Origin of the sequence: Paenibacillus sp. GCM10027630 (assembly GCF_042676305.1) — a bacterium.
In the GTDB taxonomy this organism is placed as follows: domain Bacteria; phylum Bacillota; class Bacilli; order Paenibacillales; family NBRC-103111; genus Paenibacillus_S.
In genome coordinates, this window is sequence record NZ_JBHTGY010000036.1 from 180,250 (window position 1) to 196,468 (window position 16,219).

At 44.1% G+C, this 16,219-nt stretch carries 11 protein-coding genes; all 11 read right to left on the bottom strand.

Features of this window, described 5'->3' with window-relative positions; genetic code table 11:
* Positions 1–597 precede the first annotated feature (597 nt).
* The 11 genes from ACFQ0C_RS17745 to ACFQ0C_RS17795 all read right to left on the bottom strand — a co-directional run bounded on the left by ACFQ0C_RS17745 (position 598) and on the right by ACFQ0C_RS17795 (position 16,186).
* The gene (locus ACFQ0C_RS17745) at positions 598–3,120 is read right to left on the bottom strand and encodes a fibronectin type III domain-containing protein (RefSeq protein ID WP_379368389.1); all 2,523 of its coding nucleotides are present in this window, start codon (positions 3,118–3,120) and stop codon (positions 598–600) included.
* Between the two features lie 355 nt (positions 3,121–3,475).
* Entirely contained in the window at positions 3,476–4,588 is a 1,113-nt protein-coding gene (locus tag ACFQ0C_RS17750) for a rhamnogalacturonan acetylesterase (RefSeq protein WP_379368390.1), read from the bottom strand.
* 91 nt (positions 4,589–4,679) lie between these two features.
* Positions 4,680–5,705: a glycoside hydrolase family 88/105 protein gene (locus ACFQ0C_RS17755; RefSeq protein ID WP_379368391.1), complete on the bottom strand. Its 1,026-nt coding sequence runs from the start codon at positions 5,703–5,705 to the stop codon at positions 4,680–4,682.
* 39 nt (positions 5,706–5,744) lie between these two features.
* Positions 5,745–6,590, bottom strand: coding sequence for a carbohydrate ABC transporter permease (locus ACFQ0C_RS17760; RefSeq protein WP_258215739.1), 846 nt, complete (start codon positions 6,588–6,590; stop codon positions 5,745–5,747).
* 1 nt (position 6,591) lies between these two features.
* A complete protein-coding gene (locus tag ACFQ0C_RS17765; protein WP_258215738.1) occupies positions 6,592–7,491 on the bottom strand; it encodes a carbohydrate ABC transporter permease in 900 nt (299 codons plus the stop codon).
* A 203-nt stretch (positions 7,492–7,694) separates the two neighbouring features.
* Positions 7,695–9,026, bottom strand: coding sequence for an ABC transporter substrate-binding protein (locus ACFQ0C_RS17770; RefSeq protein WP_379368392.1), 1,332 nt, complete (start codon positions 9,024–9,026; stop codon positions 7,695–7,697).
* Between the two features lie 219 nt (positions 9,027–9,245).
* The gene (locus tag ACFQ0C_RS17775) at positions 9,246–10,559 is read right to left on the bottom strand and encodes an ABC transporter substrate-binding protein (RefSeq protein ID WP_258215736.1); all 1,314 of its coding nucleotides are present in this window, start codon (positions 10,557–10,559) and stop codon (positions 9,246–9,248) included.
* A gap of 114 nt (positions 10,560–10,673) precedes the next feature.
* Positions 10,674–12,224, bottom strand: coding sequence for a response regulator transcription factor (locus ACFQ0C_RS17780; RefSeq protein ID WP_379368393.1), 1,551 nt, complete (start codon positions 12,222–12,224; stop codon positions 10,674–10,676).
* The gene (locus tag ACFQ0C_RS17785) at positions 12,217–13,992 is read right to left on the bottom strand and encodes a sensor histidine kinase (RefSeq protein ID WP_379368394.1); all 1,776 of its coding nucleotides are present in this window, start codon (positions 13,990–13,992) and stop codon (positions 12,217–12,219) included. The genes ACFQ0C_RS17780 and ACFQ0C_RS17785 overlap by 8 nt, the downstream gene beginning before the upstream one ends.
* Before the next feature lie 136 nt (positions 13,993–14,128).
* Positions 14,129–14,866 carry a DUF429 domain-containing protein gene (locus tag ACFQ0C_RS17790; protein WP_379368395.1) on the bottom strand — a complete coding sequence of 246 codons (738 nt, stop codon included), beginning with the start codon at positions 14,864–14,866 and terminating at the stop codon, positions 14,129–14,131.
* A 660-nt stretch (positions 14,867–15,526) separates the two neighbouring features.
* The gene (locus ACFQ0C_RS17795; RefSeq protein ID WP_379368396.1) at positions 15,527–16,186 is read right to left on the bottom strand and encodes an HD domain-containing protein; all 660 of its coding nucleotides are present in this window, start codon (positions 16,184–16,186) and stop codon (positions 15,527–15,529) included.
* Positions 16,187–16,219: the final 33 nt, after the last annotated feature.

Consider the following 16,219-nt stretch of genomic DNA (forward strand, 5'->3'; position numbering starts at 1 on the left):
TGAAAAAAGGAATCGTACACCCGCATTAACAACTTGTCCAACCACAAAATATGCCCTTGCATCGGCTATTATTGTCCTCCCTGATTACATCGTTTCGTCGCTCATATAGTTTGACTATATGAGCGACGAAACGTAAGTTATGTTCAATTAATAAGTTTCTTGAACGCCCCTGAGTTCTCCATCTCTAGCCACATGAGTAAGCCATTGAATTGCTCTGATGCAGTAAGAGGCAGCATGGATCACGCCCCGCTTGGCTGAACTCCCATAGCGGTGATCAACCGTTTTTCCGACAGGGAAGGGGCAAGGGAATCGATCCGTTCGGATCAGATAAATACAGGAAAACGCAGAACGAAAGGTGGGACTGAAAGGTCTTTCGTTACACATCGGGTACAGCACAATAAAAGCGGGCATAGAGAACATGAAAAAAAGACCAGAGCCCAGCCCTGATCTTCGCCCAACATTCCCTTATTTCCCCAAACTAAATGTTGATATCGACTCCACATGCGCGGAGTCGATAATGGTATATATTAACATAAATACCATATAAATCAAATTATTATGTACTCGCGTTCGGATTATTCATGCTACTATTGCAGTTTATGCTGCACTACTTTGTGTCCAAGCTTCAAGTTCAATAACCCGACTAAAGTTGCTTTTTGCGTTGGTTATAGTGAGTCTAATTTTATTTGTTACGACAGGTGAGAAGGTGAATTGCTTCCAGACGTTATTATTTTCAGTTACGTTACCATTTGTTAGAATAACCCAAGTCAAACCGTTCCAATACTGAACGGTATAGTCAGTAATTCCGAACTGACTAAAGGTCATTGTAGTTGTCGGTTCGCTAGGATTCCCAAAATTATCTTGGATTGTAAATACGTCTATTCCATAAATAGCCTGACTTCCATTAAAATCAATCTGCACCCAATCCGGGTAAACATCTGGAGTTCCATCGTTCCATCCGCCACCATTACCCCAGTTTAATCCCCGCCTATCTCCATTGTTTATACTTGATTCAGTAAAACTGCTACTTATTGTAGTTGAGGAGCTCGCAGTGCCTCCATTTAAAGCTAATGCTACATTAATACCTGATCTTTCCGTTGATAAATACGCTAATATCGCGACAGGAATGGAGCCCGTATTGGCTGTGGTGTTGTCGGATGTTCTTGTTACCGTGAACACTAGATTAACGCTAGTAGCAGCTGTTGGTGGTTTAATCGCACCGTTGGTTCCAACTACTTCTGTGTGGCTAGAAGTATGAATGGTTATGGTATATCCCGACGGGACGGTTGGCAACGCCAAGCTTGTCGCATCCGGAGCGGGTGTCGTTACGCTCGTAATCTCTGCGGCTACCTCTCCTGCCGTTAGTACATGCGCGGGTACCATGACAGCAATGGAGCCCGTATTGGCTGTGGTGTTGTCGGATGTTCTTGTTACCGTGAACACTAGATTAACGCTAGTAGCGGCTGTTGGTGGTTTAATCGCACCGTTGGTTCCAACTACTTCTGTGTTGCTAGAAGTATGAATGGCTATGGTATATGCCGGCGGGACGGTTGGCAATGACAAGCTTGTGGCATCTGCAGCGGGTGCCGTTACGCTCGTAATCTCTGCGGCTACCTCTCCTGCGGTTGCTGTTGTAATAATTTGATAGTAACAGGACTTGACAACGCCTCCTATCGGATCGCCAAACACATCATTGGTGCAAGGAGTATTCGTTGTGAAAGTTTTATAATTAAAATGGTCATTTGCTCCATAAGCTACACTCGCAGTCCCAGAAAAACTACACGTATCATTCTCATTCCCACAGAAGGTGTATCCCGCTGGACCCCCATTTGGCAGTACTGTACACGCGGGTACCATGACAGCAATGATGCCAGTATTGGCTATGGTGTTGTCGGATATTCTTGTTATCGTGAATACTAGATCGACAAGGGTAGGGCTTAATGGTGGCGCAATCGCACCGTTTATTCCAATTACTTCAGTGTTGCTAGAAGTATGAATGGCTATGGTATATCCCGGTGGAACGGTTGGCAATGACAAGCTTGTCGCATCTGCAACCGGTGCCGTTACGCTCGTAATCCCTGCAGCTATCTCTCCTGCCGTTAGTACATGCGCGGGTACCGCGACAGCAATGGTGCCCGTATTGGCTGTGGTGTTGTCGGATGTTCTTGTTACCGTGAACACTAGATTGACAAGAGTAGCGGCTGCTGGTGGCACAATCGCACCGTTTATTCCAACTACTTCAGTGTTGCTAGAAGTATGCATGGCTATGGTATATCCCGGCGGGACGGTCGGCAATGACAAGCTTATCGCATCTGCAACGGGTGCCGTTACACTCGTAATCCCTGCGGCTACCTCTCCTGCCGTAAGTACATGCGCGGGTACCACGACAGCAATGATTCCCGTATTGGCTGTGGTGTTGTCGGATGTTCTTGTTACCGTGAACACTAGATTGACAAAAGTAGCGTCTGCTGGTGGCGCAATCGCACCGTTTATTCCAACTACTTCTGTGTTGCTAGAAGTATGAATGGCTATGGTATATCCCGGAGGGACGGTCGGCAGTGACAAGCTTGTCGCATCTGCAGCGGGTGCCGTTACGCTCGTAATCCCTGCAGCAACGTCTACTGCCGTTAGTATTGTTCTCGGTGTTGCACCTACAACATTAGAATAAGCACTTTCTGCACCTGTTTTTGCAGCAGATGCTTTGAAATAATACAATATACCATTTGTTAGCCCAGTCACTTCATAAGTGGTTGAAGTTATTGTGCCAGGGGCGTTAATTAAACGATAAGTTGAATCATCAAGTGATTGATAAACATTATAATAAGTAGCTCCTGCAACCGACGACCAAGTTAAATTGATTTTTGAATCTCCCACAGTCGCAGCAAGGTTTGCTGGTGCTGCCAGCACCTTTAGTGTTGGCGTTATTGGATCAATTAGATTTAATAAATTAGTTAATTCCGAGTGTGACGATCCACCTGTTTGAGATAGGTAATAAACGATATCATCAATTTGAATACCATTTCCGTTACGGTCAATAGGAATAGCAGCAAAAATAAAATTAATTGGCAATAAAGAACAAAGAAATAAATAACATACGAGTAACCTTAATTTTTTTTTCACAGATTCCCCTCCATAGTTCTTAACTAGTAAAACTACGTGATTATGAACTTTGCTCAGAACGCAACATTATCAAATAGACTATCCTCATTATAAATGAATCTAATGACCTATCCCAGATGAAGAAATTCACTATAAGTTCCGTATTTCGGCAAAACTTGTCATTTTTTTCTAATTCACATGACTTAGGTCATGTTTTTTTTGAATCAAGGTAATAAAATATCTGCATTACCCAAGCTTCGAGCTTTTGTCTGCTTATGCAGCCAGGTCGAATCAAGTAATTTTCACGCATGACCCCAAAAAAAGACACCTCCGAGATTTCCGCTTGGAAGTGCCTGTATTTCATATCTTTTTAACTCTAATGTAAAAACAACATCAGCGGATTAAGCTGCTGCTCCCGGATACCTTCAACGACTAGCTTAGCGACTTGAATGGCCCCAGCCTCTTGAAAATGGGTGTTATCGCGTACTCCCACAGGATGATTCGGGAACTCTCCCGGCACCGCCCACATAAACAACGTCTTGGAACGTTCAATTCCATAAGATTCATACAGCTGACGGGTTTTCTCAGCCAAATCTATTACCGGTACATCCTCTGAATGCCCCAATTCCTTGACCGCTTGCAAATAATCTCCGTGTGTATTTTCCAGCTGCCCTTTGTCATCAAAAAATCTTCTATGGACCGGTGTAACCAGTACAGGTACAGCTCCACGTTCCCGTGCGCCGTCTATGTATTTTTTCAAATAATGCTTATATGTCGTATCAGGCTCAGTGCGCCGTTCTTCATCCGGCTTCTGGTCGTTATGTCCGAATTGGATAAATAAATAATCATTAGGCTGGATAACTTGAAAAATAGCATCAAGCCTTCCTTCTTCAATAAAGCTTTTAGAGCTCCGCCCAGACTTAGCATGATTGGAAACAGCCGCGCTCGCATTCAAATGATGCGGCAGCATCTGCCCCCAGCCCGCGTATGGATAACCTTCCGCTTCCTGATCCGTCACTGTGGAATCACCTGCCAAGAAGACCGTCACGATCTGAGCGCTTGCTTTGATCTCAAGCGAATTAATTCGCGGCGCGATGCCTGAGAATACAAGCTTCAGCCGTCCATCGGCTACATGAACGCCCATGCTTCTCTTTATGAACTGGCCCGCAGCCGTTTGGAGCTTATGCACAAGAAGGCGCCCTTCACCAGATTTAATAGTGGTTTCAGTGGCGATTAATGTATCCCCCATCATAACTGTCACGCTATAGTTGCCGTTAGGCACCTCTACAATAAACGCCGTTTCCAATGGAATGCAGAAGTCTCGTCGAAGCTCTCCTGCTTGAGACGCCTCGCGATCAATTGCATATACACGGCTTAGATCCTCAAATCCATAGCCCTTTTCTTCATCATATAACGATTGTTGTCCAATTTTAATATACCCTGACGCTGCTGTGCCAATGCCAAAATCAAACTTGAATTCCTTGTTCATCCCCATGTCCTCCCCTAAGTGTATCTGCCTGTTTCTTCTACTATACACAAAAACCGCCGTATAAAACTAACGGCGGTCAAATCTCTTACAATTAAAACTCCTTGCGGGATAACAGCGAGGATAAGAAGGTTAATGCCAAGCCTTGACCCCAGCCTTGAACCCGCTTATGAGGCACTCCCTTGTAGCCCTCCGCATCTCGCATGACAGCCGTTCCAGCAGATACGCCACCAACGGCCCCCTCTTCGGTGATCCGGTCCAAAATGCCTACAATGGACTTATTAACATATTTATTATACATTTTGCCGCTTGAAATGAGTGCTGCCGCGATTCCTGCCGACCCGGAGGTTTCCGTATAAGAGGTAGGATCATTCACAATCGTATGCCACAAGCCCGAATCTGCCTGAAGCCTGACCAACGCGCTCAGCTGATCACGCAAAGATCCTTCAATAATCATAAACGATGGATGAGTAACATGAATGTGCTTAAGCGCTCTCGCCATTGTGATTGCAGCCCAGGAATTGCCTCGTGCCCAGTAAATACCGGACATATGGCTTTGTGTCAGATTATCCCAACCGTGATAGTAAAGGTTAGTAGCAGGGTCTTGCAGGAACTCCTCATGACCATGATATTGCTTGATTCCATCCTCCAGATAATCCTCACGATTCAGCATGGTTCCGATTCGAACCAGGAAGTACCCGGCCATAAACATCGTATCTACCCAAGCCTGCTCCGGAAAATTGTAATCCTCCGAGTTAACCGTATGCTGGAATATGCCATCTGCAAACCGCTCTGCATCATTTTTCAGGAAATCTGCCATTTGAACGGCATAATCGATATATTTCTCTTCTCCAGTTGCTTTATATAAGCTTAGCAGTGAATGTCCGATGGATACTCCATTAACGGTCAGTTTAGGCAACCCATCCTCCAGCTGTTCATCGACCCAAGCTTTTAGCAGCTCCAAATATTCCTTTTTTCCCGTTGCTTCATAGGCTTCTGTAACTCCGTAGAAAGCTACGCCACCCGGCCAATCCCAGTTAAAGTCCATTTGAAAAGTTCGATGTACTACTTTATCAATAACTGCACGGATTTCATTTTCATCAAATTGTAGTGCTGGCATGTCTAACTCTCCCCCTAAAGTTTCCCTGTTCATCTATCATTAACCTTTCAAACCGCTGGTGCTAATGCCTTCCACAATAAACTTCTGAAAGATAAAGAATACGATGATAATCGGCAGCAGCGAAGCTGTTGACATAGCGAACATCCCGCCCCAGTTATTAAGTGAATCACCATCAAGAAATAATTTCAATGCAAGCGATACCGGATACAGCGATGGTTTGCTTAAGTAAAGCAGCGGATTGATGAAATCATCCCATTTCCAATAAAACGAGAAAATCGTAGATGTAACCAATGAAGGTACAATTAACGGAACGATGATTCTGAAAAAGATGGAGTACTTATTGCATCCGTCTATTTTAGCTGCCTCATCCATTTCATGTGGAATCGTTCGGATAAACTGCATAATCAGAAAGATAAAGAACGGATATCCGAAAAAGCTGGGAATAATAATGGGCTTAAACGATGACAACCAGCCAAGCTTGGCGAACATAACATACTGCGGAATGATTGTAACGTCATGCGGCAGCATCATCGTCATCATGACACAACCGAACCAAAAGCCCTTTCCTTTGAAAGGAATTCTCGCTAATCCGTACGCTACCAGAGCAGAAGAGGCAACTGCACCTATAGTGGATAAAATAACGATAATGAACGAGTTTTTGAAAAAGGTTCCGAATGTGTTGCCAGCAAAGCCTTTCCAACCCGTAACATAGTTATTAAATTCCAAACGACTTGGAATCAAGCTGTAGGCTGTAGAAAAAATCTCGCTATTAGGCTTCAAAGAGCTGGCAGCTAGCCATAAAATCGGGTAAAGCATCACGAGAGCTAAGCCGCCTACCATCAAGTGGTAAAGGAATGATTTGATTTGACGGTTACCGAATGTCATGCTACTTCGCCTCCTTAGACTCATAATGAACCCAATACGTAGATGTTTTGAAAATAACCAGAGCTATAACTCCAACGATGATCAACATGATCCAGGCCATCGCGGATGCGTATCCCATTTCGAAAAATACAAAGGCTCTGCGGTATAAGTAAAGAGAATATAATAATGTATTATCCAGCGGTCCGCCTTCGCCCCGGGAGATGATATAGGCCGGAGTAAAAGTCATAAAAGCCGAAATCGTTTGCATGATGAGATTAAACAAAATGATTGGGCTTAGCAAAGGCAATGTGATTTTGAAAAAACGCTGCCATGCATTGGCACCATCTACTCCTGCAGCTTCATAGTACGAGATTGGTATGTTTTTCAAGCCTGCCAGGAATATGAGCATGGACGAACCGAATTGCCATACAGATAACGCTATGAGAGTCCATAAAGCCGTACCAGGACTGCCTATCCATGAGGTATCCGTATGAATACCAATCAAGCTCAATGAAGAATTTAAAAGCCCTTTATCTCCAAAAATTTGCGTCCACATTATGGAAACCGCGACGCTGCCTCCAATTAGTGAGGGTAAGTAGTAAGCAGAGCGATAAACACCAATGCCGCTAATAGCTTTGTTAAGAAGCATCGCTACAATAAGAGCAAAACCCAAACGAAGTGGAACGCTTGCAAATACATAGGTGAAAGTCACCTCGAAGGACTTCCATATCTTTTCATCATCCAAAAATATTTTTTCATAATTAGACAACCCGACCCATCTCGGAGACTCCATCAAGTTGTATTCCGTAAATGAGTAAAATAAAGAGGACAAGATCGGATACAATGTGAAAATAAGAAAACCTAGTATAAATGGTGCGGCGAACACGTAACCTACCACATTATCGTTTTCCCGTAGCTTCATGACTTTCAACTCCTCATGCAAGTAGTGTACGATTAATATTCCTTACCTTATCTTCTTTTATTTATTATAAAGATTCCTGATAGTATAGGAAGGCAAAAAACCGTTCATTTTGTTCAAAAAACCGACTCTCACCTTTTCCTTTGTAATAGGATTAAAAAAGGGTTGGAAGCAACATATAAATGCTGTTCCAACCCTGTTAACGCTTACTTTTTGTTTTTAACAAGAATGGCGTTTGCTTCTTTCCTGAACTTAGCCGCACCGTCTTCTACTGAAATTTTCTTATAAAGAATTTGCTCACTTATATCCTGCAACGACTTCATAACCTCAACCGAACCTACAGGATATGGAGGATCGTTCGGACTGCTGTTCTTTTCCGCCCAAGCGACATAATCAAAGACTTTAGTTTCTTCCGGCTTCAGCAGAGGCTTAAGACCTTCCTGAATCTTAGAGTTGATCGGAACACCGCGCTCACCCTTCATAATCTTATGAGCTTCAATATCGTTGATGAAGAAGTTGACGAATTTAATCGCTTCTTCTTTATTTTTGGAGTTTTTGGTCACGGATAGACCCTGACTGGACTTCAAGAAAAGACCCTTATTGCCGTTCGGCCCTGGAGGTGGCACCATATCCGTCGGACGTTTGGCGGCTGCAGTCCAAGCAATATATTGATTGGACCATGAGAAGGTCGCAGCTGCATTTCCAAGTACCATTTCGTCATCTTCCGGTGTCAGCTTTTTCTGCGCCATTTTGTCTAACGTTAGCACATAACCGGCGTCGTACCATTTTTGGTATCGTTTAAAGTAATCAACAAATGCTTTGTCATCGGTATATCCGAGGCTTGCACCGTCGTCCGTGTACATTTTTGAACCCACTGTCCGCAAATAGTAAGGGAAGAAGGTTTTGACATCCAGTCGATCCCCCAGCAGCTTACCGTTTGCCTTCAGCTTGGCTGCCATAGCTTCCATGTCATCCCATGTCCAGTCTTTCGCGGGCATAGGGACACCGGCACTCTTCAACATTTCGGTATCTATAGTCGGACCCATCGCGTTTACACCTAAAGTAATTTGATACTGCTTGCCATCGTATTCTCCAATCTTCAGGAAGCCTGGAGCTATATTGGTCTTATCCAGAGAGCCTTTCTCCATATAAGGCCGCAAATCTTCCAGCTGGCCTCTACCGCCAAATTGGCTGATGTAAGCGTCATCCATTTGGATGATATCAGGCAAATCATTAGCTGCAGCTTGGGGTGCAAGTTTCTTCCAGTAGTCATCAAATGCAGCGTATTCGGCTTCGAACTTAACATTTGGATTTTTTTGCTGGTACAGCTCGAGAATTTTTAAAGTATAATCATGGCGGGCTTGACCGCCCCACCACGCGATACGCAATGTTACTGGTTTAGCTGCTGCTCCCGCCGTTTCTGGTTTTTTAGCGGTAGCATCTCCGCCTGCCGCTGGAGCTGGAGTAGACGCTCCACCGCAGCCTGCAGCGGTCAATAGCAAAGATGCCGATACCATTAATGTTAGCGCTTTCTTCATTTCTAACGCCTCCCCTTATTATCTGCAAATGAACTGGTTACTCTATTTATTATCCACTTCCCCAATTAAAAAAGAAGTTAAAAATCCGTCTTTTTTGTTCAAAAATCAGACTATTCACAATACACTGATTTTTCAAGCATTTATTGGAAATCTTCTAGTTGGAAGTGACGATTATAAAAAAGATCAGAGCACCCGCGAGGGCATTCTGATCTTCAGGACTTACTTTTTATTTTTCGCAAGAATGGCGTTGGCATCCTTACGGAACTTGACCGCAGCATCTTCAACTGTAATTTTTTTGTACAGAATCTGCTCACTTAAATCCTTCAGCAGCTTTTCAACTTCAACGGAACCAACAGGATTCGGAGGATCAGACGGGCTGCTGTTAGATTCTGCCCATGCTACATAATCAAATACTTTAGCTTCTTCAGGCTTAAGGGTCGGCTTCAAAGCTTCCTTAACTTTGGAAGAAATAGGCACACCGCGCTCGCCTTTAATAATTTGGTTAGCTTCGATATCATTAACGAAGAAATTAATAAATTTCGCCGCTTCTTCCTTTTGCTTGGAATTTTTGGTTACAGAGAAGCCCATACTCGCTTTCAAGAACAGACCCTTCTTAACATTCGGACCTGGAATCGGAATCAGCTCAGTTGGACGTTTGGCTGCTGCTGTCCAAGCAACATATTGATTGGACCATGAGAAGGAGCCGAATGAGTTGCCAAGCACCATCTCATCATCCTCCGGTGTAGATTTCTTCTGCGCCAGCTTATCGAGGGTCAGAAAATATCCGGCATCGTACATTCTTTGATAGCGCTTATAATAATCAATGAATGGTTTATCGTCGGTATAGCCCAAACTTGCTCCGTCGGCTGCATACAACTTCTGATCCACCGTGCGCAGATAGTAGTTGAAGAAAACTTCATAACGCAAGTAGTCAGCCAGCAGCTTGCCGCTTGATTTCAGCTGTTTACCCAATGCTTCCATATCATCCCAAGTCCAATCCTTGGAAGGCATAGTCGCACCGGCTTTTTTCACAAGCTCAGGGTCAACCGTTGTACTCAAAGCGTTAACACCTAAAGTAATCTGATACAGATTGCCATTCAACTCACCTGTGCTCAGAGTGTTAGGCGAAACTGCGCTTACATCAATCGTGTTATTTTTAGTATAAGGACGCAAATCTTCCAATTGATTTCTTCCGCCGTATTGACTCAAGTAAGAAAGGTCCATTTGGATAATATCCGGCATATCATTAGCAGCAGCTTGTGGTGCCAGCTTCTTCCAATAGTCATCAAATGCTGCATATTCAGCTTCAATCTTGACGTTTGGATTTTTCTGCTGGTACAACTCAATAACCTTCAAGGTGTAGTCATGTCTTGCTTGTCCGCCCCACCATGCAATGCGCAGTTTAACAGGCTCTTTACTTCCTCCCGCAACCGTATCAGCAGGTTTTTGTGCTGTATTGCCGCCGGTTCCACCACAGCCCGCTGCAGTTAAAAGCAACGAAGCCGATAACATTAATGTTAAACCTTTCTTCATGTCTCTGATCCTCCCCTAGTTGTGATCTTTCGCAACTTCTGTCCTTATTATCCCCCTATCCGGAAAGATTATAAATTGAAAAAACCGTCATTCTTGTTAAAAAAACAGAGGATATTAATTCGATTTCATAAATTCAGAAGGCGTACAGCCTGTATATTTCTTAAACACCTGACTAAAATATTGGGGGTTATCCCCAAAGCCCAACTGCTCCGCCAGCTCAAAAATTTTAATATCGGACTTTTGTCCAATCAGTTCCGTCGCCTTGTTAATTCTTGCTTTCATCACGTAGTTGGAAAACTTTTCACCGGTCTCCTTTTTAAACAGCTTGCCTAAATAATCGGGATTCATATATAAAATTTGCTGCGCTACCCCATTAAGTGACAGTTCAGGATTGCCGAGATGCCCATTGATAATATCCACTACCTTGTTTACGATAGCCGAGTGTTTATTTCGGGTCTGCTCGTAATGGCTTACCGTAATTTGATGGGCTACTTCTTTGAAAAATGATTGAATCGCCTGTAATGTTTCCAAATCCATCAATGCTACCAGCTTGTCCATATAGTGATGAATCGAATCGGAATCTCCTAGACGAATCATGGCCATGTAGAGCTGAATAACATAGGATTTGGCCGTAGGAATGTTAGAGCGCAAGCCTGCAACCTTCTGAAAAAAGAGGTCGATCTCCTGGGACGCTTCCTCCCAATAGCCTGTTTTGATTTGCAGCATCAGATTATCCTCGTCAAACACAAGCTCGCCTATTTCGGGCTGCTCTACTCCAACGATATCGCGCTTCGTAATTAAGCTGCCTTCTCCCAAATAAAACCGATAATTCAAACATTCTAAAGTTTGCTTATACAATACTCTTGCCCGTGTAATATCATCCGCTTCACTAAGGGCAATTGTAAGATCAATCTTGTAATACCGGAAAAAAGTTTCACGAATTAAGCTGATACAATCAAGTAATTCACTCACTGGCTCGGTATCCTCTACAACTATGAGCACTTGCTCCCCGACTGTGGAGCTTAACACCATTTTTTTCAATAAGTCCTCCGCAATATTTTTCACGGCAAACATATGCTCAAACTCAAAGTACCCTTCTAGCTGAAACAATATTAAACGAACCTTCCGGTTCTCAAGATCCATCTTAAATAGATTGCGATAATATTCCCAGTCCCGCTTGCCATACGTTTTATTCGTAACAAATTCCTTTAAGAACTGCTCCTTAACATGGGGAAGTATTTTCTCCAGCCCATATCTCATATTATCGACAAACTGCTCGCGCTGCTCCTCTTGCCCAAGCTCCTTGACAAGCTCTTGCAAAACCTCGACAATTTTATTTTCGTTGCAAGGCTTTAACAAATATTGTTTAACTCCATAACGGATGGCGGAACGGGCATACTCGAATTCCCCAAAGCCCGACAGCAGAACCATTTTAATATTAGGGTAGTTTTCCGCGATTTTGGCAGCCAGCTGCAGGCCATCCATCCCTGGCATTTTAATATCGCTAATGATAATGTCAGGCGGGTCCAGCTGTACTTTATCATAAGCTTCAATCCCATTTCGGGCCGTCCCGATGAGCCTTGTCCCTGCTTTTGCCCAATTCACCACATTGGAAATACCTTCCAATATTATTCGTTCATCATCCACCAGCAGCACTTTATACATGTTGACTCCTCGTTTCATCCGGTATAATGACAGAAACCTTCGTACTTTTGCCTGGTTCGCTGTCCAATTGTAATCCGTAGCCTTCTCCAAAAGCAATAATGATGCGCTCTTCAATATTTTTCAGGCCGATTCCGCTGCCCCTTGTTCTAGCTTCTCCTCTTCTCACCTGATTCAGCAGCTCTTCCTCCATACCCGGCCCATTATCTTCAACGACCAGTAGTACACGCCCCGGCTCTCTATAAGCCCAAATGCGGATGAAGCAAGGCTCGATCATGGATTCCAGTGCGTAATGTATGGAGTTTTCGAGCAGCGGCTGCAAGGTGAGCTTAGGAAGCAGCAGGCCCTTCACCTCATCGGAAATATCCATTTCAAAAATTAAACGTTCTTCAAAACGGAATTTTTGGATCGTAATATAGTTCATCACGATTTCCATCTCTTCCCCAACTGTAATAAGCGTTTCTTTCAAGCTGATAGAGCTCCTTAGTAAGAAACCAAGCGATTCTACCATCCGGGAAATTTGCGGCTGTCCATTTGCTTTAGCCATCCAATTAATCGATTCAAGCGTATTGTATAAAAAATGCGGATTAATTTGGGCTTGCAGCGCTTTAAACTGGGTTTCTTTGATCGTTAGCTGCTTGGCATAATTTTCGGTAATCAACTCATTAATTTGCTGTATCATGACACGGAAGGTACGCTGAAGCTGTCCTACCTCATCCATCTGTACGTTAATCCAACCGGCCGTCTCCGCCTCCGCCAAGCGAAAGTCGCCCTTCTGAACCTGGCGCATCTGCCCCATTAATTCTTCTATGGGCCTGGTCAGGCTTCTTGAGAAATTAATGGCCAACGCCATTACCACCAGCAAGCTGGCTATAAAACCGACAAGCAAAATATTTTTCATCAAAATGATTTTCATAAAAATCTTGTCAAACGGTATCAAACTAAGGTAGGTCCAGCCCAAATAACCCGATTTGATCTCTGTAAAAAAGTATTGCTTACCGTTAAACTCCTTAATCATATAACCTTGATGTGATGCGTTAAAACTCGTTACTGCAGTTTCGTCAGCTGTATTCGTATGGATTGGGAAAATGGTGTGACCGTTCGAAGTAATACGGATTTCCCCATTTTTGAGCTCCGTGCCAGATACGACATCCTCCACAATTTTATCGAATTTAATGCGCACTATGATCGTTCCGAGCCGATTCAGCTCCAAATTTTGATAAGACCGAATTTCCCGTGCTGCAATTACGTAGTTTTCATCCTGAACCGGCATGATCCACCGTGTTTCTCCCTGCCCGAGAGCCGATTCCTTGAGAATCATTTGTCTTTTGGAAGAATTGGAATTATTAATTTGACCTGCTTGAGACAATCCGTCCTGCGTATCCGTAACTTCTATGGAATTTATATATTTCTCATACCCAGCATACTGCACAAGCCTGTCCGTTATATAGGAGCGAATTCTGTATTTTTCAAATTCAGGCGTTGCCTGATTAATTTGCGGCAGTAGGTTCTGAACTTGCGCGTCAGTAACAATATTGAAGGTAAGCTTATCAATCTTCCTAAGCTCATTCTCAATCCCGCTGGACGATAAATTCAGCAGCTGCGATGATTTGGAATATAACTGCTCATCATAAATAGAGTAGGCATATTGAATGGAAAAATAAGTAGTTAAAAAGCATACTGCCATAATCAGCGAGATTAGTGCAAATACTCTATGTTTAATTCTCATGTTGTTATAGATCGATTTTAATGAAAAAGAAGCTCGTCTCATTATGCCGTAATCCCTCCACTATATGCTCAGATCGAGGATTAACGGCTAGGATAACCTCCAAGGAAGAGCATGTTTGTCTTTCTCCTCTATGTTACATGATCAGATCGTTTCAATCCAATAGCTGTCTGTCCCAGCTCTACCGCTCTCGCTTGGCATGCCAAATTGACATTGGTATGCCATATTCATCCTGCTCCGGCGGATCAGGAATAGAGTTCAAATCTCCCTTGCTTACAACTCCGCTTACTGCTAATACAAGCGCATCAACGAAGTCGTCCCGCGCCGCTGCGCTCCGGCGGAACTGAGTCATTGCCTGCTCAATGACTTTGTCTGCCGCCGGAAATAGTGTGAGCAAATAGTCCATTCGTTCGCGATAGCCTTCTTCTGTTTTTTTATTAAAGGTCATCGGGGCGCCGAATAACGTGGCAAAGCATACCTCGGGATGTGCCTCACGGAATTTACGGCATGCACCTTCCTCGGACCGAAGCAAGCTATCTGCCTCGCGGATTTTGGGTACCAAATGCCATGTTTGCTTCGAGAGCCCTCTCTCCCCCATTCGGCGATTGATCCCATTAGCTTCGGCATAGTCCGCGGCGTCCAATACCCCGCGAACCGGGGCGGGAAAAATACTGGACGTTCTAAGCGGTCTCAACAATTGCCGCGCCAGCAGATCACACCGCCGTTCTTCCCTTCCTTCCGACTTCAACCCCATTGGCATATCCAGCAGAAGCAGCTCTGCATCGCTAAGCTCCTCCCATAATGCGAAGAGAGAACTAAACAAATAGGTTTCGGCATGGCCGGACAAAGACGACAAAGTTATGGCAATCCAGCCTCCTCTGCATCCATCGATTCCCCCATAAGTTGATCCACTGGTCATTTCTCATAGCCCCTTTATTCCGCTTTTTTTCCACTGGTTTTGTGCATTGCCAGTATACAATGTGGAATTCACAGCCTGGTGGTGTTTGTCCGTTTCCCCGCGACTGCATCTAGCATCTACTATATCAGATTACAAGGAAAGGATGTGATAGTATGGCTCAAACAACTCGTATACAAACTGATTTGGTTACAATCAGATTTCGTAACGTTTCTGGTGCACGCTTCATCACAGGTTTCTGTGTCATAGGCAGCTCAAGCCCTTGTCAAGGCTTCCTAATCATTAACCGACGCGTAGGGCCTGCCGCAAACTGCTTGCTCCGCAACGGCTTCGTGTTGATCGGAAGTTCCCGTAATGCCGTAGTGTATCAACGAAATCGTATCGTTTAATTCAGAGACAAGCAGCTTCGCAGCTGTACGTAACAAGAGCTCTCAGTGGTTGACCACCGGTCAACCAACTCAAAGACCGGTCTCCCTAATGCAGGGACCGGTCTACTTTATAATATCAACTTTATAAGTTTTCAGCGGAGCTGAAGAAGTCTGATATTGCAAGAAAAGCTACAGCTTAGACACGAATGTATCTTCCTCGATGGGCTTCGAATAGAAGCTTTTCTTATTTAATTCCACTTTTGTGTAATGAACGGCTGTCCCGTTTGTTTTAGTTTTACCGATCAATTAAATCCCGGCCATCCCATTCCTCATAAAACTGCTCCAAAAACCTCTCCATATAACTATGTCTGCTCTCAGCCATCCGTCTGCCGCTTTCCGTGTTCATCAGATCCTTGAGCTTCAACAGCTTCTCGTAAAAATGATTCACTGCCGTCGATTTACCATGCCGATACTCCTCATTCGTTAGCGAGCTTCTCGATGGCTGCTCAGGATCATAGATCAAATCGCCTTTCCAGCCAGCATAAGCAAATGTTCTTGCAATTCCCATGGCTCCAAGCGCATCCAGCCGGTCTGCATCCTGAACTACCCGAGCCTCCTTCGTCGTAACAGGGGGATTATTTCCTCCCTTATACGACATTGTGCTTATGATCTGCATCACATGCTCTGCCGCTTCCTCATCTACGCCATGGCTGAATAGCCATTCCCGCACCTTGTTCAATCCAGCCTCCAACGAAGGATTAAGTTTTTCATCCGCTACATCATGCAGCAAGGCCGCCAGCTCACAGATGAATAAATCTGCCCCCTCCTCCTTCGCAAGTATAAGCGCTGTTCGGGTAACTCGTTCGATATGCCACCAATCATGGCCACTGGAATCGCTTTCCAGTTGTTTTTTTACAAATACTTTTGCCTCATCTATCAATGCGGATTTTTCCATGTTCACACTCCATTCTTTTACTTCAGCAGCTTT

What these genes read in the sequence shown, in the direction of transcription:
- ACFQ0C_RS17765 (WP_258215738.1), bottom strand. Translation starts at nt 7,491, where the DNA reads ATGAAGCTACGGGAAAACGATAATGTGGTAGGTTACGTGTTCGCCGCA.
- ACFQ0C_RS17770 (WP_379368392.1), bottom strand. Translation starts at nt 9,026, where the DNA reads ATGAAGAAAGCGCTAACATTAATGGTATCGGCATCTTTGCTATTGACC.
- ACFQ0C_RS17760 (WP_258215739.1), bottom strand. Translation starts at nt 6,590, where the DNA reads ATGACATTCGGTAACCGTCAAATCAAATCATTCCTTTACCACTTGATG.
- ACFQ0C_RS17780 (WP_379368393.1), bottom strand. Translation starts at nt 12,224, where the DNA reads ATGTATAAAGTGCTGCTGGTGGATGATGAACGAATAATATTGGAAGGT.
- ACFQ0C_RS17785 (WP_379368394.1), bottom strand. Translation starts at nt 13,992, where the DNA reads ATGAGACGAGCTTCTTTTTCATTAAAATCGATCTATAACAACATGAGA.
- ACFQ0C_RS17775 (WP_258215736.1), bottom strand. Translation starts at nt 10,559, where the DNA reads ATGAAGAAAGGTTTAACATTAATGTTATCGGCTTCGTTGCTTTTAACT.
- ACFQ0C_RS17790 (WP_379368395.1), bottom strand. Translation starts at nt 14,866, where the DNA reads ATGACCAGTGGATCAACTTATGGGGGAATCGATGGATGCAGAGGAGGC.
- ACFQ0C_RS17750 (WP_379368390.1), bottom strand. Translation starts at nt 4,588, where the DNA reads ATGAACAAGGAATTCAAGTTTGATTTTGGCATTGGCACAGCAGCGTCA.
- ACFQ0C_RS17755 (WP_379368391.1), bottom strand. Translation starts at nt 5,705, where the DNA reads ATGCCAGCACTACAATTTGATGAAAATGAAATCCGTGCAGTTATTGAT.
- ACFQ0C_RS17795 (WP_379368396.1), bottom strand. Translation starts at nt 16,186, where the DNA reads ATGGAAAAATCCGCATTGATAGATGAGGCAAAAGTATTTGTAAAAAAA.